The sequence below is a fragment of the Kribbella sp. NPDC056861 genome (genome assembly GCF_040687575.1).
In the GTDB taxonomy this organism is placed as follows: domain Bacteria; phylum Actinomycetota; class Actinomycetes; order Propionibacteriales; family Kribbellaceae; genus Kribbella.
On record NZ_JBFBNQ010000008.1, the window covers coordinates 368,828 to 388,242 of the forward strand.

The 19,415-nt window shown below is 67.9% G+C and carries 20 protein-coding genes; 17 read left to right on the forward strand and 3 right to left on the reverse strand.

The features are described 5' to 3' along the window. Positions 1 to 2: 2 nt before the first annotated feature. Positions 3 to 653 carry a DinB family protein gene (locus AB0P21_RS36045; protein WP_363702977.1) on the forward strand — a complete coding sequence of 217 codons (651 nt, stop codon included), beginning with the start codon at positions 3 to 5 and terminating at the stop codon, positions 651 to 653. Positions 654 to 946: 293 nt separating this feature from the next. Here the strand turns inward: AB0P21_RS36045 and AB0P21_RS36050 are convergent, their stop codons facing one another. Continuing rightward, positions 947 to 2,110 (reverse strand): ROK family transcriptional regulator, encoded by a 1,164-nt coding sequence (locus AB0P21_RS36050; RefSeq protein ID WP_363702979.1) that lies wholly within the window; start codon positions 2,108 to 2,110, stop codon positions 947 to 949. Positions 2,111 to 2,158: 48 nt separating this feature from the next. Here AB0P21_RS36050 and AB0P21_RS36055 point away from each other — a divergent pair, with 48 nt between their 5' ends. Both AB0P21_RS36055 and AB0P21_RS36060 read left to right on the forward strand, forming a co-directional pair. After that, positions 2,159 to 2,782 (forward strand): HAD-IA family hydrolase, encoded by a 624-nt coding sequence (locus AB0P21_RS36055; protein ID WP_363702981.1) that lies wholly within the window; start codon positions 2,159 to 2,161, stop codon positions 2,780 to 2,782. Next, the gene (locus tag AB0P21_RS36060; RefSeq protein ID WP_363702983.1) at positions 2,779 to 3,972 is read left to right on the forward strand and encodes an MFS transporter; all 1,194 of its coding nucleotides are present in this window, start codon (positions 2,779 to 2,781) and stop codon (positions 3,970 to 3,972) included. Before AB0P21_RS36055 ends, AB0P21_RS36060 begins: the two co-directional genes overlap by 4 nt. On the opposite strand, the gene AB0P21_RS36065 is transcribed toward AB0P21_RS36060, so the two are convergent. Next, positions 3,948 to 4,571 carry an HAD-IA family hydrolase gene (locus AB0P21_RS36065; RefSeq protein WP_363702985.1) on the reverse strand — a complete coding sequence of 208 codons (624 nt, stop codon included), beginning with the start codon at positions 4,569 to 4,571 and terminating at the stop codon, positions 3,948 to 3,950. The genes AB0P21_RS36060 and AB0P21_RS36065 overlap by 25 nt on opposite strands. A 181-nt stretch (positions 4,572 to 4,752) precedes the next feature. Here AB0P21_RS36065 and AB0P21_RS36070 point away from each other — a divergent pair, with 181 nt between their 5' ends. The 5 genes from AB0P21_RS36070 (at position 4,753) to rpmB (ending at position 10,232) form a co-directional block, all read left to right on the forward strand. After that, positions 4,753 to 6,036, forward strand: a complete 1,284-nt coding sequence (locus AB0P21_RS36070) for an extracellular solute-binding protein (protein WP_363702987.1) — start codon at positions 4,753 to 4,755, stop codon at positions 6,034 to 6,036. A gap of 1 nt (position 6,037) precedes the next feature. Continuing rightward, complete coding sequence (locus AB0P21_RS36075; protein WP_363702989.1) at positions 6,038 to 7,090, forward strand: sugar ABC transporter permease; 1,053 nt, start codon at positions 6,038 to 6,040, stop codon at positions 7,088 to 7,090. Further along, complete coding sequence (locus tag AB0P21_RS36080) at positions 7,080 to 7,907, forward strand: carbohydrate ABC transporter permease (RefSeq protein WP_363702991.1); 828 nt, start codon at positions 7,080 to 7,082, stop codon at positions 7,905 to 7,907. Before AB0P21_RS36075 ends, AB0P21_RS36080 begins: the two co-directional genes overlap by 11 nt. 35 nt (positions 7,908 to 7,942) lie before the next feature. After that, positions 7,943 to 9,937 (forward strand): aldo/keto reductase, encoded by a 1,995-nt coding sequence (locus AB0P21_RS36085; protein ID WP_363702993.1) that lies wholly within the window; start codon positions 7,943 to 7,945, stop codon positions 9,935 to 9,937. Between the two features lie 73 nt (positions 9,938 to 10,010). Then, positions 10,011 to 10,232: a 50S ribosomal protein L28 gene (gene rpmB / locus AB0P21_RS36090; protein ID WP_363702995.1), complete on the forward strand. Its 222-nt coding sequence runs from the start codon at positions 10,011 to 10,013 to the stop codon at positions 10,230 to 10,232. Between the two features lie 141 nt (positions 10,233 to 10,373). On the opposite strand, the gene AB0P21_RS36095 is transcribed toward rpmB, so the two are convergent. Beyond that, a complete protein-coding gene (locus tag AB0P21_RS36095; RefSeq protein WP_363702997.1) occupies positions 10,374 to 11,357 on the reverse strand; it encodes an SAM-dependent methyltransferase in 984 nt (327 codons plus the stop codon). Positions 11,358 to 11,413: 56 nt separating this feature from the next. Here AB0P21_RS36095 and AB0P21_RS36100 point away from each other — a divergent pair, with 56 nt between their 5' ends. The 9 genes from AB0P21_RS36100 (at position 11,414) to AB0P21_RS36140 (ending at position 19,288) form a co-directional block, all read left to right on the forward strand. Then, positions 11,414 to 13,111: a DAK2 domain-containing protein gene (locus tag AB0P21_RS36100; protein ID WP_363702999.1), complete on the forward strand. Its 1,698-nt coding sequence runs from the start codon at positions 11,414 to 11,416 to the stop codon at positions 13,109 to 13,111. Then, on the forward strand, positions 13,108 to 15,351 hold the full coding sequence (gene recG, locus AB0P21_RS36105; RefSeq protein ID WP_363703000.1) for an ATP-dependent DNA helicase RecG: 2,244 nt from the start codon (positions 13,108 to 13,110) through the stop codon (positions 15,349 to 15,351). The genes AB0P21_RS36100 and recG overlap by 4 nt, the downstream gene beginning before the upstream one ends. Next, entirely contained in the window at positions 15,348 to 15,911 is a 564-nt protein-coding gene (rsmD, locus tag AB0P21_RS36110) for a 16S rRNA (guanine(966)-N(2))-methyltransferase RsmD (RefSeq protein WP_363703002.1), read from the forward strand. The genes recG and rsmD overlap by 4 nt, the downstream gene beginning before the upstream one ends. After that, positions 15,904 to 16,374 carry a pantetheine-phosphate adenylyltransferase gene (gene coaD / locus AB0P21_RS36115; RefSeq protein WP_363703004.1) on the forward strand — a complete coding sequence of 157 codons (471 nt, stop codon included), beginning with the start codon at positions 15,904 to 15,906 and terminating at the stop codon, positions 16,372 to 16,374. Before rsmD ends, coaD begins: the two co-directional genes overlap by 8 nt. A 150-nt stretch (positions 16,375 to 16,524) precedes the next feature. Then, complete coding sequence (locus AB0P21_RS36120) at positions 16,525 to 17,037, forward strand: DUF177 domain-containing protein (RefSeq protein ID WP_363703006.1); 513 nt, start codon at positions 16,525 to 16,527, stop codon at positions 17,035 to 17,037. A 103-nt stretch (positions 17,038 to 17,140) separates the two neighbouring features. After that, positions 17,141 to 17,332 (forward strand): 50S ribosomal protein L32, encoded by a 192-nt coding sequence (gene rpmF, locus AB0P21_RS36125; RefSeq protein ID WP_270137530.1) that lies wholly within the window; start codon positions 17,141 to 17,143, stop codon positions 17,330 to 17,332. A 65-nt stretch (positions 17,333 to 17,397) separates the two neighbouring features. Beyond that, a complete protein-coding gene (rnc, locus tag AB0P21_RS36130; RefSeq protein WP_363703305.1) occupies positions 17,398 to 18,093 on the forward strand; it encodes a ribonuclease III in 696 nt (231 codons plus the stop codon). Between the two features lie 7 nt (positions 18,094 to 18,100). Then, positions 18,101 to 18,955 carry a bifunctional DNA-formamidopyrimidine glycosylase/DNA-(apurinic or apyrimidinic site) lyase gene (gene mutM, locus AB0P21_RS36135; protein ID WP_363703008.1) on the forward strand — a complete coding sequence of 285 codons (855 nt, stop codon included), beginning with the start codon at positions 18,101 to 18,103 and terminating at the stop codon, positions 18,953 to 18,955. 132 nt (positions 18,956 to 19,087) lie between these two features. Next, positions 19,088 to 19,288 carry a hypothetical protein gene (locus AB0P21_RS36140; protein ID WP_270137533.1) on the forward strand — a complete coding sequence of 67 codons (201 nt, stop codon included), beginning with the start codon at positions 19,088 to 19,090 and terminating at the stop codon, positions 19,286 to 19,288. The last annotated feature ends 127 nt before the right edge of the window (positions 19,289 to 19,415 follow it).

A 19,415-nucleotide genomic window follows, 5' to 3' on the forward strand; every position in this document is an offset into this window, starting at 1 on the left:
AGGTGAACAAGAGCCGCCCCCCGGTGGACGGGCTGTGCGACGAATGCGGCTTCAACTACAGCACCGGTGACCTGCAGGGCACGGTGACGACGCTGATCCGGCAGTCGGCCGAGTGCAGCATGGCGCTGACGAAGGCGGCCGCCGGCAAGGCGTCCGAGGTCGTGCGGATCCGGCCGGAGCCGGACGTGTGGTCGGCGATCGAGTACGCGTGCCATGTGCGCGATGTGCTGGAGGTGCAGCGCTTCCGGATCGCCCAGTGCCTGGCGGAGGATCGGCCGGTCTACGCGCCGATGGACCGGACCGGGCGGGTGAAGCAGGCGAAGTACGAGGACCAGGATCCGATGGAGGTCGCTGCCGCGTTGATGCGATTCGCGCGGGAGTTCGGTGCTGCTGCTCGGGTGCTGACGCCGCCGGAGCTGGGGAAGCTCGGGTTGTACAACTACCCGGTGGTGGCGCCGCGGCCGCTGGGGTGGGTTATTCGGCATACGGCGCATGAGATCCAGCATCATCGGCACGACATCATCAAGATCCTCGCGGTGCTGGAGCCGCCGATCGTTCCGGCCCCGAAGCCGGTGGTGGAGGAGACGGCCGAAGAGCTCGTCGAGGGTAGTGAGATCGAGGCTGAGGATCCGGCGGCGAGTGGTCGAGACTGAGCTCGCCTGAGAGTGAGGTCGGCGCAATCGCGGCGAGCTCCGTCGCGGTGGCTGAGCGCCGCTGCGCCGCGTCGAGGATGACGCAAGGTGGCTCGGACACGCGTCGCGGCTGACACCGGTGTGGTTTCGGGCGGGCACAACGCTCCAGCCCGGGATGTGCGCACGGGTGGGGCGAGGCGCTGGCCCCGAAGAAAGGTGGATCAGCTAGCAACCTGCGCCCTCCGCGAGTGGTTTGGGTGGGCACAACGCTCAAACTGAGACGTGAGTATGGGTGGGGCGAGCTGTCGAGCGGGTTAGAGGGTCGTTCGTTCTGCCCAGGTCGCCAGGGCGGTGTCGGTGGTGATGTGGTCGAGGCCTAGGGCTGCGGCGCCGCGGAGTACGCCGGTTTTCTGGTGGGTGGAGTCGAGTACTGCGGGCGGTGCGGCGCGGTGGAAGGTCATCAGGCCTTCGGAGTAGGCGGTCGCGAAGGCATCGGGGGCGGCGGCTCTCAGGGAGATGGCCAGGCCGCCCAGGGTGACCACCTCGGGGTCGTGGGCGTTGACCAGTCCTGCGATCCCGGTGGCGAGTGCTGCAGCTACCTTGCCGACGGCAGCGGCGACCGGGCTCTCATCGATCCGTTGGAGCACGGCCTCGGCGTAGTTGTAGGGGTCATCCGGCTCGGGCTCCTGTAGATGCCTTGCGAGAGCGCGGCCGTCGATCTCGAGATCCCAGCAGCCGTGTGCTCCGCAGGGGCACAGACGGCTGCGGTCGCCGAAGGGGATGTGCCCGTACTCGCCGCCGGCGCCGGTAGCTCCGCTGGCGGGGCTTCCGTCGATGATCAGCGTGCCGCCGATCCCTACCTCGACGATGAGGTGCAGAGCAGTCCCCGCTCCAGCCGCTGCCCCCATGCGCGCCTCGGCGACCCCGCTGAGCGTTGCGTCGTTCCCGACCAGCAGCGGCAGACCCGTGCCGGCCACGACCGGGTTCAGATCGACAGTGCTCCACCCCAGGACTGGTGCCTGCATCAGATGGTCCGCCCGGACTGTGCCTGCCACTGCCAGGCTGACAGCCAGCAAGCGATCCCCGTACTTCGCCTGAGCACTCCCCACACCTGCCTGAAGCGCAGCCAGTACTGCGTCCGGCCGACGGCTCCGGTGGCGCTTCGACTCCTGATCAACCAGTACGCCGTCCAGCGTCACCACAGCGCTTCGCCAGTCGGCTTGCCGCAGCTCCATCACCAGGACCACCGGCCCGCGCGGATGCGGGCGCAGTACGGTCGTCGGCCTGCCGCGGCCCTGGCTGGGCGCTGGAGTCTCAGTGAGCAGCTCCAGGTCTCGGAGACGCGCAGTGACCTCGGTAGCCGAGCTGGTGCTCAGCCCGAGCTCGCGGGCGACCGCTGCGCGGGTGAGGCCGGGTCGGCGGGCCACCTGGCCGAGTACGTCGGCGGCGGTCTGCCACTGGCCACGTCTTGCCGTCATGGGACCCCTCGGGTTTATGCTCGGAGTACGAGTTTAATGGAGGCGGCGATGGAGTTGCGGCAACTGCGAGCCGTGTTGTTCGACATGGACGGCACTTTGGTCACTTCGGACGCTGCTGTCGAGCGGGCCTGGGTCACCTGGGCCGGCGAGTACGGCGTGGACGCCGACGAGGTGCTCTCCCAGGCTCATGGCGCGCCTGCGGAATCCACTGCCGACCGCATGCTGCCGGGACTGTCGGAGGCAGCACGTCGGGTCGCCGCTGATCGCCAGTTGGAGCTCCAGTACGACGACCTGGTCGGTGTCAGCGCTGCGCCTGGTGCTGCGGAGGTGCTGGCGACTATCGAGCGCCGCGGACTTCCCTGGGCGGTGGTGACAAGCGCGGATCACCGGCTGGCGAAGGTGCGTCTCGGCGCTGCGGGGATCGAGCCGCCGCTGCTGGTGACGATCGAGGACATCAGCCGCGGCAAGCCCGATCCCGAGGGCTATCTGCGCGCCGCCGAACTGCTGAAGGTCGACCCGAGGTACTGCCTGGTTGTCGAGGATGCCGAGGTCGGGCTGCAGGCGGGCCGGGCCGCGGGCGCGATGACGGCTGCTCTGAAGGGCCTCGACGGTGACCTCCGCCTGACTGACCTGCACGAACTATCGGCTCAGCTGGATGGCGCGCCGGGATGACCCAGGTGCAGGACAAGCCGCGGACCGGTACGTCTGCCGACGTGCTGGGCGCGCTGTCGCTGGCCGGGCTGGGCTTCGCGATCGCCGGGCTCGGTGCCTGCGTGGCGCTGCTGGCCCGCGATCTCGACGAGTCGACAGACCGACTCGCGGTACTGCCATCCGCCTTCGCCGTCGGCCTGCTGGTCGTCGCGGCGGCGGGATCGTTCGTCTTGCGGACCGACGCCAAACTCCCCGTACTCCGAGCCGGCGCGCTCGTCTGCGCGATCGGCACGGTCCTGCTCGCTGTCGCCCACAACCTCGTGGTCGCGCTGGTCGGCGGCCTGCTGGTCGGTCTCGGCGGCGCGCTGATGATCCTCGTCGTGCCGCTGATGCTGTCGGGTCCGCGCGCTGCGATCCGGATCGCGCGGGCCAACGCGATCTCCAGTACTACGGGGATTTTCGCGCCGCTGGTGATCGGCACGCTCGACTCGATCGGGCCCACTGGTCGGCTGGCGATGTTGCTGGCGGCGATCCCGCTGGTGCTGCTGGTCCCGCTGACGCGCTCGTACCGAGCACCGACAACGGATGAGAGAGCAGTGAATATCGTCGTGGCCGGAGGCGCCGGTGATCTTTCGCTGATGACCGGCGGAACCGCGCGCAGGCCGTGGGGGAGTGTGTTCGGCGGCTGGTCGCGCGTCGTGCTGGCAGTGGCAGTGGAGTTCTGTTTCGTCATCTGGGCAGTGGCCCGGATGCTCGCGACCGATCTCCCCGCCGGCAAGGCGGCCTTGCTGGCCAGCGCATTCCCGATCGGGATGGCGATCGGTCGCGTGATCGGCCCGGTCAAGGTCGAGCGTGTGTCGGCTCTGCTGCCGGGCGCAGTACTGGCTGCCGCGGGGACCGTGCTGGTGACCGCGTTCGACACCCCGGTGCCGGTGACGATCGGGCTGGGTGTGGCAGGTCTGGGCGTGGCGACGATGTACCCAATCGTGCTCGCCGACCTGATCTCCATCCCTGGTGTCAGTCCGGCGCATCTCTCGTCGCTCAGCGCCTGCGCGTCGGGTGTCGCGATCCTGCTCGCTCCGGCTGCCTTGGCGGCGCTGGCCGGCGTACTCGAACTGCGAGCCGCCTTCCTGATTCCCCTGCCGCTACTGGTGATTCTGCTACTGATCCGGCGTCCGGCCAGACCTCAGCCGGTGACGGTCAGCCCGTAACGCCCCAGCAGTTCACGCAGTACTTCGGGGCCCTGGTCAAGGTCGTACAGCTCGGCATGTACGCCGGCCTGCCGCGCGCCCTCGATGTTGTCCGCGTTGTCGTCGATGAAGAGCACCGACGAGCCGGGCCGGTCCACCGCGGTCAGAATCGCCTTGAAATACGCCGGATCCGGCTTGGCCAGGCCGAGATCGCAGGAGTAGAAGGTCTGGTCGAACCAGTCGCCGTAGCGCCGCTCGTCGTGCATGATCGCCCGGCGGAACGCCTGCTGGTTGGTGGCCAGGTGACAGCCGATCCCGGCGGCGCGCAGCTGCTGGATCCACCCGACGACGACCTGGTCGGCCTCGAACTCGCGCCACAGCTGCAGCACGTTCTCCAGCGATCCGGTCGCCGACCAGCGCTGTAGCACCTCGGCGACAGCCTCGCGGAAGTCGCCCTTGCCGGCGATCGACGGCCGCTCGGAGACCATCAGGTCGTTCACGAAGTCGTCGCCCGAACCGACCGGCACGTAGCTGCTCAGGGCCAGTCGCCAGTCCACGGTGCCCCGCTGGATCACTCCATCGGCGTCGAACAGAACGGTATCGATCGTCTCGAGCGGCATGCCACCCATCCTGTCAGCCGCCGTCGCGCTCGAACTGCCCGGGTCCAGGGCGGGGCCAGGCCCTTGACCGGTTCAGTTGGTATGCGCTTACCTTAGCCATGTCCGAACATTTGTGGACAACTTCTCGCGGAAATGAACATCAGTACTCCCCCTTCCAGTGAAGGCGTAGGTGAGGCGGTTCATGACAGTGACACGCAGGCAGCTCCTGGTGCTCGGCGCCGGAGCAGCGGCCGGGGCGACCGGACTGACCGGTTGTGGATCGCGCAGCTCGCTCGGCGCCGCCGACCAGCTGAGCATGTGGACCTGGGTCGGCTCGGTGAACGACACCCTGATCGGCCAAGCGGAGCAGGCGATCCCGGGAGCGATCGGCAAACGGCTGTCGATGACCCGGATCGGCGGCGACTACAAGACCAAGGTGCTGACCGCGCTGGCCGGCAAGTCGCTGGTGCCGGACATCATCGCGATCAACGACGACGTCGCCACCTACTTCCCGAACGCCGACCAGTTCCACGACCTCAACGAGCTCGGCGCCGACAAGCTCAAGGGCGACTTCCTCGACTGGAAGTGGAAGCTCGGCATCACGCCGGACGGCAAGATGATGGCGTACCCGATGGACACCGGCCCGACCGCGTTGTTCTACCGCCGGGACCTCTTCGAGAAGGCCGGAGTACCGACCGAGCCCGCCGATGTCGCGGCTGCTGCGCCCGATTGGGACGGCTTCATCCAGCTCGGCAAGAAGGTCAAGCAGGCGGTGCCCGGCTCGGCGATCACCGACAACATCACCTCGGTCTTCGACTACGCGATCGCCCAGCTCCCTAAGCGCTTCATGTCGCCGGAGGGCCAGTACCTCGGCGACGGCGACCACATCAAACAGGCCTGGGAGCTGTCCATCCGGGTCGTCAAGGAAGGGTTGTCGGCCAACGCGCAGTCGGGCAGTACTGATGCCAATGCCGTGGTCACCAACGGTCAGCTTGTCGCGTACGTAGGTGCGGTCTGGTGGGCGCAGCTAGGTCCGAAGAACGCTGCTCCCAAGACGAAGGGGCAGTGGCGGGTGTGCGCCACCCCGGGCGGCGCCGGCAACCGGGGCGGCTCGTTCCTCGCGATCACGAAGTACTGCAAGGATCCGCAGGCCGCGTTCGCCTTCATCAGTTGGCTGGAGTCGGCCAAGAACCAGGCCGAGGCGTTCAAGGATCCGGTGCTGTTCCCGTCGACACCGGCCAGCTACACCGATCCGCGGCTCACCGCGCCGGACCCGTTCTTCGGCGGTCAGCGGATCGTCGACGTCTTCGCCGACGCCGCGAAGAAGTACCCGGGCGCCTACTTCAGTCCCTACGACACGATCATCCGGTCGCCGATCGCCGCCGAACTGGTGAACGTCGAGGTGGCCGGCAAGTCGTCCGACCAGGCCTGGCGGGACGCGCAGACGCAGATCCACCGCGAACTCACCCGGGCGGGGGCGATCTGAGATGGCCGTCAGCGACGCGATCCGCAGTACCGGCGTGGTTTCGCGCCCCGACGACGCGCCCGAGCGGCCGCCGAGCAGATACCGCAGAGCGCTGCCGCAGTACGCCGCGGTGTCGCCGTTCTTCGTTCTGTTCGCGATCTTCGGCGCGTTCCCGGTGTTCTTCTCGATCTGGCTGTCGTTCCACTCCTGGGACGGCATCGGCACGATGAAGTGGGTCGGGCTGGAGCAGTACAGCTATCTGCTCAGCGATCCGAGCTTCTGGAAGTCCATCACCAACACCCTGGTGATCTGGGTGATCTCGACCGTTCCGATGTTGCTGCTGGCCCTGGTGATCGCGAACGCGTTGCACAACGCGACCCGGTTCCGCAGTTTCTACCGGATCGCGTACTTCGTCCCGAACATCACCTCGGTGGTCGCCGTCACGATGGTCTTCGGCTCGGTCTTCAGCAACAACTTCGGCCTGCTGAACGCCTTCCTGCAGTCGATCGGGGTGGACAAGATCGACTGGCTGAGCGCGCCGTGGGGGATCAAGGTGGCGATCTCCAGCATCGTGGTGTGGCGCTGGACCGGCTACAACGCGATCATCTTCCTGGCCGGCCTGCAGGCGATCTCGACCGACGTCTTCGAGGCCGCCAAGATGGACGGCGCCTCGCCCCGGCAGACGTTCTGGCGGATCACCGTGCCGCTGCTGCGCCCGGTGATCCTGTTCACCGCGGTCACCTCCACCATCGGCGGGCTGCAGATCTTCACCGAGTCACAGGTGCTGTTCGGCAGCAGTGGCGCGATCGGCGGTCCCGGTGACGGCGGCCTGACGATCGTCTCGTACCTGTACGACAGTGCGTTCGGCCAGCACCAGTTCGGGTACGGCGCCGCGATCGGCTGGGCGCTGTTCATCCTGATCGTGCTGTTCTCGGTGATCAACTGGCGGCTGATCGGCGGCAAGGACGACGAGCGGATCACCAAACGCGCCGCTCGCCGGATCGACGCCAAGATCGCCCAGGAGAAGGCAGCGGAGAAGGCTACGGAACAGAGGGAGCTGACCGATGCGCACTGAGAGAATCCGTACCGTCGTCGGTCACGTCGTGTTGATGTTCGGCGTCGCGGTCTCGATCTTCCCGTTCTACTGGATGCTGGTGATGGCCTCGAACACCACCTCCGACATCTTCACCTACCCGCCGAAGCTGCTGGTCGGCTCGCACCTGTTCGAGAACATGGGCAACGTGCTGGACAACATCGACTTCTTCGGGTCGATGCTGATCACGCTGATCGCCAGTCTGGGCGTCACCGTGCTGGTGCTGTTCTTCGACTCGCTGGCCGCGTTCGCGTTCGCGAAGTACGAGTTCCCGGGGCGTGACCTGCTGTTCGGGATCCTGCTGGCGACCTTCATGATCCCGTCCCAGCTGGCGCTGGTGCCGCAGTTCGTGACGCTGGCCGAGTTCGGCTGGATCGGCTCGCTGAAGGCCCTCATCATCCCCGGCGCCGCGAACGCGTTCGGCATCTTCTGGATGCGCCAGTACGCCAAAGGCGCGATCCCCGACGAGCTGATCTCGGCCGCGAAGGTCGACGGCGCCGGCTTCTTCCGGCAGTACCTGACCGTCGGCCTGCCGGTCCTGCGGCCCGGGCTGGCGTTCCTGGGCATCTTCACCTTCATCAACGTCTGGAACGACTACCTGTGGCCGTTGATCGTGATGACGGACCCGAACAAACTCACCCTGCAGGTCGCCCTGCAGCAGCTGAACGGCGTCTACGGCACCGATTACAGCATGGTGATGGCGGGCGCCCTGATGAGTGTGATTCCGTTGATCGGCGTCTTCTTGATCGGTGGCCGCCACTTCATCGCCGACATCGCCGCCGGCGCCATGAAGTTCTGACCCAATTGACCGCACCTCGATGAGGGGAACCCTCTGTGCAGAACAGCAAACTCCGCTGGGGAATCCTGGGGACAGGAAACATCGCCTCCCGGTTCGCCAGCCAGATCCCCGCGTCCGCGACCGGTGAGCTGGCCGCGGTCGGCAGCCGCAGCCAGGACTCGGCCGACGCCTTCGGTGACAAGTACGACATCCCGCATCGGCACGCGTCGTACGACGCACTGCTCGCCGACGACACCGTCGACGCGGTCTACCTGGCCACCCCGCACCCGCTGCATCCGGAGTGGGCGATCAAGGCCGCGGAGGCCGGCAAGCACGTGCTCTGCGAGAAGCCGCTGGCGATCAACCGGTCCTGGGCGGCGGCGATGATCGAGGCCGCGATCCGCAACGACGTCTTCCTGATGGAGGCGTACATGTACCGCTGCCTGCCGCAGACCAAGCTGGTCACCCAGCTGATCCGCGACGGCGCGATCGGCAAGGTGCACCAGATCCAGGCGTCGTTCGGGTTCCGGACCGCGTTCAACCCGGAGAGCCGGATCTTCGCCGACGACTTGGCCGGCGGCGGCATCCTCGACGTCGGCGGCTACCCGGTCTCGTACGCGCGGCTGATCGCCGGCGCGGCCATCGGGGCGCCGTACGCCGATCCGGCGGCGGTGACCGCGGTCGGTCAGGTCGGGGAGACCGGGGCTGACGAGTGGTCGGTCGCGACGCTCTTCTTCGACTCCGGGATGACCGCTCAGGTCAGCACGGGGGTGCGGCTCGACGACGAGAACCGGGTCCGGGTGCTGGGCAGCGAGGGCTACCTGATCATCGAGGACCCGTGGTTCGGCGGGGACGGCAAGCCGACCCACGTCACGCTGCACAAGGTGGGGGAGGAGCCGCGGGACATCTCGGCGGAGCCTGCTTTCATCTACACGGCCGAGGCCGATGCGGTCGCGGCGGCGATCGAGCAGCGGCAGGCGCCGGAGATGTCGTGGGACGACACGCTCGGCAACCTCGAAGTACAGGACGAGTGGCGCAAGCTGATCGGCCAGCAGTACTCGAGCGAGCGCGACGACGCGGTGATCCCGACGATCACCGGGCGGCCGCTGGTACGGCGTACCGACGCGCCGATGACGTACGGCGAGGTGGCCGGCCTCGGCAAGCCGGTGTCGCGACTGGTGATGGGCGTCGACAACCAGAACACGTTGCCGCACGCCGCGACCATGTTCGACGACTTCGTCGAGCGCGGCGGGACCACCTTCGACACGGCGTACATCTACGGCGGCGGGCGGGGCGAGAAGCTGCTCGGGCAGTGGATGAAGACGCGCGGCAACCGCGACGACGTGGTCGTGATCGGGAAGGGCGCGCACACGCCGTACTGCGATCCGGAGTCGATCACCCGGCAGCTGTTCGAGTCGCTGGAGCGGTTGCAGACCGACCATGTCGACCTCTATCTGATGCACCGGGACAACGAGGAGATTCCGGTCGGCGAGTTCGTCGACGTGCTGGACTCGCACTTCCAGGCCGGGCGGATCAAGGCGTTCGGTGGGTCCAACTGGTCGACCGCGCGGTTCGACGAGGCCAACGCGTATGCGGCGTCGGAGGGCAAGCAGCCGTTGACGTTGCTGAGCAACCACCTCAGCCTGGCGCGGGCGTACGACGTACCGTGGGCCGGTTGCCGGCATGTCAGCGACGACGAGTCGCAGGCATGGCTGCGGGAGCGGCAGGTCGCGCTGTTCCCGTGGTCGAGTCAGGCGCGTGGATTCTTCACGGGACGGGCTCGTCCGGAGGACCGTTCGGACGAGGAACTGGCGCGCTGCTTCTACTCCGAGGCGAACTTCGAGCGACTCCGGCGTGCCGAGGAGCTGGCGGCCAAGTATGGTGTGGGTGCGACGGCGATCGCGCTGGCCTGGCTGCTCAACCAGCCGTACCCGGTGTTCCCGTTGATCGGACCGCGTCAGCTCAGCGAGACGCGGACCTCGTTGCCCGGCTTGTCGGTGGAGTTGTCGGCCCAAGATGTGGCCTGGCTAACAGCTGCCGACCTCGGCTGACACCGAATTGGTGGACGCATCACGTGCTGTGTAACATGGTCCGTCGGCGTCTCGACCCTAAACACGGAGAATCATGTCTAAAGTTTGCGATATCTGCGACAAGAAGCCGATGTTCGGCAAAAGCGTTGCCCGCCTCGGCAAGGGCGCGATGATCCGTCGGGTCAAGGCTCGCACGAACCGTCGCTTCAACCCCAACATCCAGCCGATCCGCGCGGTCATCAAGGGCACGCCCACGAAGCTGAAGGTCTGCACCTCCTGCATCAAGGCGGGCAAGGTTCAGCGCGTCGTCGGCTAGAGCTTCCGGCCTCTCGTAGGCCGACCTCCGTGTAGGGACCAGTGGCGCCCGGGATCATCCCGGGCGCCTACTGCTGTTACCCATCTGTTGCTGTTCCGCCTACTGCTGTTCCCGCTGGCGTTGGCTGTGCGGCCGGCGAGGTCAGCGGGCGCGGGCGATGACGGTCAGTTCGTTGCGGTTGTGGTGGAGCTGGCGGGCGGCCTGGATGGTGTAGTTCTTGCGGAGCACGTCCATCGCCCGGCGGGGTGCGTCGAGGGGGTTGCGGCCGCCACCCTTGAAGGTGACGACGGCGAGGGCGTCGCGGTGCAGGTGGGGGATGGCGTCGAGCATCACCCGGGCGCTGAGGATCTGGTCCATCCGCATGTCGTTCACGACGACGTCGAAGCGGGTCTGGTTGCGGCGGAAGAACTCGCCGGCGGTGGTGTTGACGTGGTGGACGCCACGGTCGGCGGAGACCCGGCGGTCGAGATCGCCGGGGTCGACGGACCAGACCTCCTGGCCGTGCTGGCGCAGGATGCGGGTCCAGCCGCCGGGGCTGGCGCCGAGGTCGAGGGCTTTGCCACCGGAGGGCAGGTCGAGCGCGAAGGTCTCGATCGCCTCCTCCAGCTTGAACTCCGAGCGCGACACCCGATCGTCCGAGCGGGCCAGCCGCATCCGGCCGCCGGGCCAGTCCGACAGGCTGAGGTCGAGGCGGTTGAGGCCGATCAGCACGTTCTTCTTCGAGGCGAAGCAGGACACGACGTACTCGTGACCCGCCCGGCCGACCTCGATCCCGCGCTCACTCAGCGGGCCCTCGAGCAGGTGGTAGTAAGACCCGCCGCTGCTGGCGCCGTCCGTCCACGTCTGTACTGCGAGCGCCTGCGGGTGGCGCGGCAGCTCGGCCAGGATCAGCTCGACCAGCTCATGCGCCGGAGGTACTTCGCTGACGCCGAAGCTCCCGAGCTCGGTGGTCAGATGCCGGATGAACGCGATCCGCCCGTCGTTGCAGGCGGCAGCCAGCTCCTCGATCGAGGGACCGTTCTCCACGACCCGCCCGAGATCACCGCTGACCCGCTCGACCTTCACCCGGGCGCCGAACTCGTCGCGAATCTCACAGACCGCCAGGTCATAACTGTCGGTAGCCACCGAGAAGAGCGAAGCGAGCACGCCACATAGTAGGCGTACCGGTTAGCCTTCCCCGCGTGGATGTGCGCGGAGAGGTGCTGACGACGGCGGTACTGCGAGCTTGGGCCCGTACTGCGCTGTTCGAGCTCGGGCGGGCCCGGGCGGAGATCGACGAGCTCAACGTCTACCCGGTGCCGGACGGTGACACCGGCACCAATCTCTATCTGACCTGGGAAGCAGCTTGCGACGCGCTGCCTGACGGTGAGCTGACCTTCGCTGAGGCAGTCCAGGCGTTCGGTCGGGGGGCGCTGCTGGGCGCAAGAGGCAACTCCGGAGTGATCACGTCACAGCTGGTCCGCGCTTGTGGCATGCGGCTGGCAGAGAACCTCCCGCCGGAGCGGCTGGCCCGCCTCTCCACCTCCGAGGGCGAGGCGGCTCGCGCTAGCGAGACGCGAGCTGTGCTCGCGGATGCGCGGATGAGTGAGGCCGCGGCGTTCGCGGATGCGCTCGGGTTTGCGGCTGACGCTGCCTACAACGCTGTGGCCCAGCCGGTTGAGGGCACCATGCTGACCGTCGCCCGGCAGGCGGCCAATGCGGCTCTGGAGGCGGCTAACGCGGGGAAGAGCCTCGCCGAGGTGTGCCTGGCAGCTGTAGCGGCCGCCCGGGTTGCACTGACCAAGACGACCGAGCAGCTGGAGGTACTGCGCCGCGCAGGTGTCGTCGACGCAGGTGGCGCCGGGCTGGTCGTGATCCTGGGGGCCATGGAGTCGGTGCTGTCCGGGCGAGCACCGGCCGCGACTACCGGCGTACCGGCGCGGGTGCCGCCGCCAGAAGCAGGAATGCCGGGGGAGGCCGGGACCGACCTGGACCCCGACGGACCGGCGTACGAGGTGATGTATCTGCTGGATGCTCCGGACGAGCAGATCGGCGACTTCCGCAAGCAGCTGGCCGGCCTGGGCGACTCGGTGGTCGTAGTGGGCGGTGACGAGCTCTGGAACGTCCACGTGCACACGGACGACGTCGGCGCCACCATCGAGCTCGGCATCGGGATCGGGAAGCCGTACCGGATCCGTGTCACCCACTTCGCCGACATGGCCCACCGCGTACCCGTACCGAACCGAGCGGTGATCGCAGTAGCGGCAGGGGACGGCCTGGCCGCGCTGTTCACCGAGGCGGGCGCAGTAGTCGTCCAGGGCGGCCCGGGTCGCCGGTGCTCGACTGGCGAGCTGCTGAAGGCGATAGAGCGCTCCGGCGCGCCCGAGATCGTGCTGCTGCCCAATGACAGCGACTCCATCGGTGTCGCCGAGGCAGCGGCCGCGGCGGCCCGGCAGGACGGGATCAGGGTCGCAGTGATCCCGACCCGCGCCCAGGTCCAGGGGCTCGCGGCGATCGCCGTACACGACCCTGAGCGAAGCTTCGACGACGCTGTCGTCCAGCTGTCGGCCGCCGCTGGGCAGACCAGGCACGGTGCTGTCACCATCGCCGTGAAGGACGCCTGGACGATGGCCGGCACCTGCCGGATCGGCGACGCGCTGGGCGTGGTGGACGGCGACTTCAGCCTGATCACCGACGACCTGGAGACCGCCGCGACCGGGGTCGTGGACCGCCTGCTGGGCGGCGGGGGCGAGCTGATGACGGTGGTCACCGGCCAGGACGCGGACCCGGAACTGGTCGAGGCGCTGGTGCGGCACGTGCGGCGGATTCGCCGAGATGTCGACGTCGTGGTGTACGACGGAGGTCAGACCAGGTACCCGTTGCTGATCGGGGTGGAATGAAGACCGACATCGACCGTAAGCTCCGCGACTTCGTCGGGGCGAAGACGGCCAAGACCTTCGCCGACGTGCTCGGGATCGAGACCGTCGGCGAGCTGCTGCGGCACTACCCCCGGCGGTATCTGAAGAAGGGCGAGCTGACCCCGTTCGACGAGCTGGAGGTCGGCGACCAGGCGACCGTCAGCGGGCGGGTCAAGAAGGTCACCGTCCGGTCGCTGGACTCCAAGCAGGAGATCCACCCCGACCAGGTGCAGCAGTTCCGCCGGCACAAGACGATCACCAAGGTGGTGGTCACCGACGGCCGCAACGACCTGGAGCTGGCCTTCTTCAACCAGCCCTGGCTGGCGAACAAGCTGACCGCCGGGACGGCCGCGCTGTTCTGGGGCGAGGTGACGATGTTCCGCGACATCATGCAGCTCAAGGGCCCCGGCACCGAGATCCTGGACGAGGAGGACCTCAGCGAGGAGGAGATCGAGCGCCGCGCCAAGCCGTTCCGGCCGCTGTACCCGGCCAGCGGGAAGTTGCCGACGGCCACCATCGAGCGCAGCCTGAAGATCGTCCTGGACAACCTGGAGGAGGTCGACGACCCGATCCCGGAGCTGATCCGGCGCCAGGAGAAGCTGATCGGCCTGCGCGAGGCGCTGCAGAAGGTGCACCTGCCGGAGACCGAGAAGGACTGGGAGGTCGCGCAGAAGCGGTTCCGGTTCGAGGAGGCGCTGGTGATGCAGACGATCCTGGCCCAGCGCCGGGCCGTCACCGACGCGCTGAAGGCCGTACCGCGTCAGCGCACCGTCGGCGGTCTGCTGGACGAGTTCGACCAGCGGTTGCCGTTCAAGCTGACCGACGGCCAGGACGAGATCTGCGACGAGATCTTCGCCGACCTCGCCCGGCCGCACCCGATGCACCGGCTGCTGCAGGGCGAGGTCGGCTCCGGCAAGACCGTCGTCGCGCTGCGGGCGATGCTCTCGGTGGTCGACGCCGGCGGCCAGGCAGTGCTGCTTGCCCCGACCGAGGTGCTGGCGACCCAGCACCACAAGACGTTGACGAAGATGCTCGGCGAGCTGGCCGAGCAGGGCATGCTCGGCGGCGCGGAGCATGCGACCCGGGTGGGGCTGCTGACCGGTTCGCTGAACGCGGCAGCCCGGCGTACGGCGATGTTGGACGCGGCCAGCGGCGCCGCGGGGATCGTGGTCGGCACCCACGCGCTGCTCGAGGACAAGGTGCAGTTCGCCGATCTCGGCCTGGTCGTGGTCGACGAGCAGCACCGGTTCGGGGTCGAGCAGCGGGCGGCGCTGAGCGCGAAGTCCGGCGAGGCGACTCCACACACGCTGGTGATGACCGCGACGCCGATCCCGCGGACCGTCGCGATGACGGTCTTCGGCGACCTGGCGGTTTCCACTCTGACCGAGCTGCCGGCCGGCCGGTCGCCGATCGCGAGCTCGGTGGTGCCGGCCAAGGAGAAGCCGGCCTGGCTGGAGCGCGCCTGGGAGCGGATCCGCGAGGAGGTCGCGAAGGGTCATCAGGCGTACGTGGTCTGCCCGCGGATCGGCGACGACGTGAAGAACGCCGGCGACGAGGAAGGCGAGTTCGCGGCCGGCGCCGAGGACGAGGGCGGCGCGAAGGGCAAGCCGCGGCCGGCCATCTCGGTGACGCAGGTCGCGGAGGTGCTCGAGCAGGTGCTCGGCGACCTGCGGGTGGAGATCCTGCACGGCCGGCTGCCGGCCGACGAGAAGGACTCGGTGATGTCGCGGTTCGCCGCCGGCGAGGTCGACGTGCTGATCGCGACCACCGTGATCGAGGTCGGCGTGGACGTGCCGAACGCCTCGACGATGGTGATCATGGACGCCGACCGGTTCGGCATCTCGCAGCTGCACCAGCTGCGCGGCCGGGTCGGCCGGGGCAAGGTCCCCGGGCTCTGCCTGCTGGTCACCGACACCTGGCCGGCGTCGCCGTCGCGGGCCCGGCTCGATGCCGTGGCAGGCACCAGCGACGGCTTCGAGCTGTCCCGGATCGACCTGGAGAACCGGCGTGAGGGTGACGTCCTCGGGGTGGCGCAGTCCGGCCGCCGGAGCAGTCTGAAGCTGCTCAGCGTGCTGCGCGATGAGGAGATCATCCTCACCGCCAGGCACGTCGCGAACTCGATCATCTCGGTCGACGCGGAGCTCGCGGAGTACCCCGTACTGCGCTCCTTCGTGCGCAGCGCGCTGGAATCCGAAGCCACCGACTACTTGGAGAAAACGTGACAAGAATCGTCGGGGGAGTGGCCGGCGGCCGGCGGATCGGCGTACCGCCTGGCATCGGAACCAGGCCGACCGCCGACCGGGTCCGGGAGGCGCTTTTCTCTTCCCTGGAAGCCGAGTTCGGCAGCTTCGACGGACTCCGCGTGCTCGACCTGTACGCCGGGTCCGGTGCGGTCGGGCTGGAGGCGTTGTCGCGTGGGGCCAAGCAGGTCGTGCTGGTCGAGTCGGATCGCACAGCGGCCGAGGTGATCGCGGCCAATATCAAGGCGGTCGGGCTGCCGGGCGCGACCCTGCTCACCCGGCTGGTCGAGAAGGTTGCCTCTGGCCCCAAGTTGGAGGGGTCGGTGGATCTGGTCTTCGCCGACCCGCCGTACAAGCTGGAGACCGCCGACCTGCAGGATGTGCTGACCACGCTGGTGGCCGGCGACTGGCTGGCCGCCGACGCGATCGTGGTGGTCGAGCGGGCCAAGCGCGAGCCGTGGGAGTGGCCCGAAGGTTTCGCCGCGCTGCGCGATCGCAAGTACGGCGAGGCCCGGCTTTGGTACGGTCACCGGCATGAGTAGGGCTGTGTTCCCCGGCACCTTCGACCCGCCCACGAACGGGCATCTGGACGTGATCGCGCGGGCCGCCGACGCCTTCGACGAGGTGATCGTCGCGACCGGCGTGAACCAGTCGAAGCAGCGGTTGTTCGGGGTCGAGGATCGGATCGCGATGCTGACCGAGATCGTCACGCCGTACGCGAACGTGCGGGTCGGCACCTTCGACGGGCTGCTGGTCGACTACTGCCGGGCCGAGAACGCCGGTGTGATCGTCAAGGGGCTGCGGTCGGGGGCCGACTACGACTACGAGCTGCAGATGGCGCAGATGAACCACCGGCTGTCCGGAGTGGACACGGTGTTCCTGCCGACCGCGCCGGAGAACGCTTTCATCTCGTCGAGTTTGGTCAAGGAGATCGCGAAACTCGGTGGGCCGGTGGCCGATTTCCTGCCGCCGACCGTGCACGCGAAGTTGCTCGCCGCGCTCTAGCGACACCCTGACGACGCGCAGAGCTGCCCCGAATTGGGTCAGACGCTGGAGAGTTGGTAATGTTGTCCACTGGTCTTGTTGAGACCGAGTTTTTGCCTGCCTACGCCTGAAAGGGATGTTCTGAGCACCTTGGACCCGCGGTCCCCACTCGTGATCGATACCCACGAGCTGTCTCGCCGCGCCGGGTCCCAGCGCGAAGTCTCCTTCACGGCCAAGGCACCGCAAGATCTCGGAATCGACGTGATCGGCGTCCCCGAGGGCGACCCGATCCAGTTCGATCTGCGACTGGAAGCGGTGGTCGAGGGGGTTCTCGTCAGCGGGTCGGCCAGTGGCCGGCTGGTCGGGGAGTGCGCACGGTGCCTGGTCGATGTCGAGGACGAGTTCCTCGCCGACGTCCAGGAGCTGTACGTCTACCCGGAGAGCGAGTTCGAGCCGGACGAGGCCAGCCGGATGGAGGGCGATCTGATCGACCTCGAGCCGGCATTGCGGGATCAGGTGGTGCTCGCGCTACCGTTCCAGCCGTTGTGCACGGACGACTGCCCGGGACTGTGCCCCGAGTGTGGGGTGCGCCTGGTGGAGGAGCCCGGTCACCAGCACGAGGACAATGTGGACTCGCGCTGGTCGGCACTGCAGGGCCTGCTTCCGCAGGACGAACGACCGTAGTACGCAGTACCTGCACCAAATAGCAGTACCTGAAAGCTGTTCACCAAGTCACCAGCCAGCCGGCCGGGTCGCAAGCCCCCGGCCGAACCGAGGAGTCATAACCGTGGCCGTTCCGAAGCGGAAGATGTCGCGCAGCAACACCCGGAACCGCCGGGCCCAGTGGAAGGCCACTGCGCCCTCGCTGGTCACCTGCGTGAACCCCGCCTGCCGCGCCAAGCACCTGCAGCACACCGTGTGCCCCACCTGCGGCCAGTACGGCGCCAAGGGTGAGCGTCGCCAGGTCGTCGAGAGCTAAACGGCACCAACCCAGTGAACTCTGCCAACACCGAGTCAATCCCCAGTGGGGGGCTCTACACCGAGCTGAACCAGCGGCTCGGTGTATCGCTGGCTGACAATTTGCTGGAGCACGCCTTCACCCACCGTTCGTTCGCGTACGAGAACGGTGGGTTGCCGACCAATGAGCGACTGGAGTTCCTCGGGGACTCCGTGCTCGGCGTCATCGTCACGGAGTCGTTGTTCCGCAACCATCCGGACCTCTCCGAGGGCCGGCTCGCCAAGCTGCGCGCCGCTGTGGTCAACATGCGCGCGCTGGCGGGGGTTGCTCGCGAGCTGAAGCTCGGGAAGTACCTCCGGCTCGGCCGTGGCGAGGAAGCCACCGGTGGACGGGACAAGTCGTCGATCCTGGCCGACTGTGTCGAGGCCCTGATCGGCGCCGTCTACCTGGACCGCGGCTTCGAGGTCGCGGGCTCCGTGGTGCACACCCTGTTCGACGAGCTGATGGAGTCGTCGGCCCGGCTGGGTGCCGGCCTGGACTGGAAGACCAGCTTGCAAGAGCTGGTCGCGCAGCTGGGCGTCGGCGTGCCGGAGTACGTCATCGCGGAGTCCGGTCCCGACCACGCCAAGACCTTCGAGGCGCGGGTGCGGATCGGCTCGGACACCTACGGGCACGGCATCGGCCGGAGCAAGAAGGAAGCCGAGCAGCAGGCCGCCGAGACCGCCTGGAAGGCGCTCAGAGCAGCCCATCCGGACAGCATCGACCCCTCTCAGCAACCCTGAGCCCGGGGTGCCCGAGCTCCCTGAGGTAGAGGTCGTTCGCCGCGGACTCGCGGATTTCACCACCGGGCGGACGATCGACGCCGTCGAGGTGCTGCACCCGCGGCCGGTCCGCCGGCATCTGGCCGGCCCGGACGACTTCGCCGCCATCCTCAAGGGGCAGACGTTCGCTGCCCCGGCCAGGCGCGGGAAGTACCTGTGGCTGCCGTTGCAGTCCGGGGACGCCGTACTGGCCCATCTGGGCATGAGTGGGCAGTTCCGGGTCCAGCCGGTCGGAGCGCCGGACGACAAGCACCTCAGAATCCGGATCCGCTTCGCCGACGACCGCGGTGAGATTCGTTTTCTCGACCAGCGGATGTTCGGCGGTCTGTCGTACTCCGAAGGCGGCGCCGAGCTGCCGGGGGAGATCGCGCACATCGCCCGGGATCCGTTCGATCCCTTGTTCGACGACGAATTGTTCGTCACCGCCATTCGGCGGAAGAAGACCGGTGTCAAACGCGCGTTGCTCGACCAGACCCTGGTCAGCGGTGTCGGGAACATCTATGCCGACGAGGCCCTGTGGCGTGCGAAGCTGCACTACGCGAAGGCGACCGAGACGCTGAAACCCTTGCAGGCCAGGGAATTGCTCGGTCATGCCAGGGCGGTGATGGGGGAAGCGCTGGCCGTCGGCGGGACCTCCTTCGATGCCCTGTACGTCAACGTGAACGGGGAATCCGGCTATTTCGAGCGGGGTCTCGCGGTCTACGGCCAGGAAGGCTCGCCGTGTCCGCGCGACGGCCGTCCGATCCGTCGCGAGGCGTTCATGAACCGGTCCTCGTTCCGCTGCCCGAAGTGTCAGCCGGTACCGCGACACGCCCGGTGGTGAGCGCGAAATCGTTAATTAAAGTAGCCCAGGTTGACCCAACCCGATCCCGGTGTCACCCTGAAAGACGGCACACAAATTGCGCTCCGCGGACCAGGGGCGCCCATTGCCAGAACCCTTCCGGAGGACAGCACAATGGCCAAGGCTCTTTTAGGGCATCTTGGAGGCACTGACCCGCGCATGCTCGAGCAGGTACGTCTGCTCAACCGGCGTGTCGCCGATCTGGAGGCGCACGTGATGCGCCTGCAGGCTGAGAACGACCATCTGGTCGCAGCCGTACACGACGGTCGTCTACTGACAGTGGACGAGGCTTTGCGCGAGCCCGCTTCGGTCTGACCGACCAAAGCCGTACTACCTTCACCCACCGCACCACACACGGCGGCGGCCCCCGTCCGGGCCTCCGCCGCGTTTCTTGTCGGTATGGCGAGTCCCTGTAGGTACAGTGGATCGCGGAACTACTTCC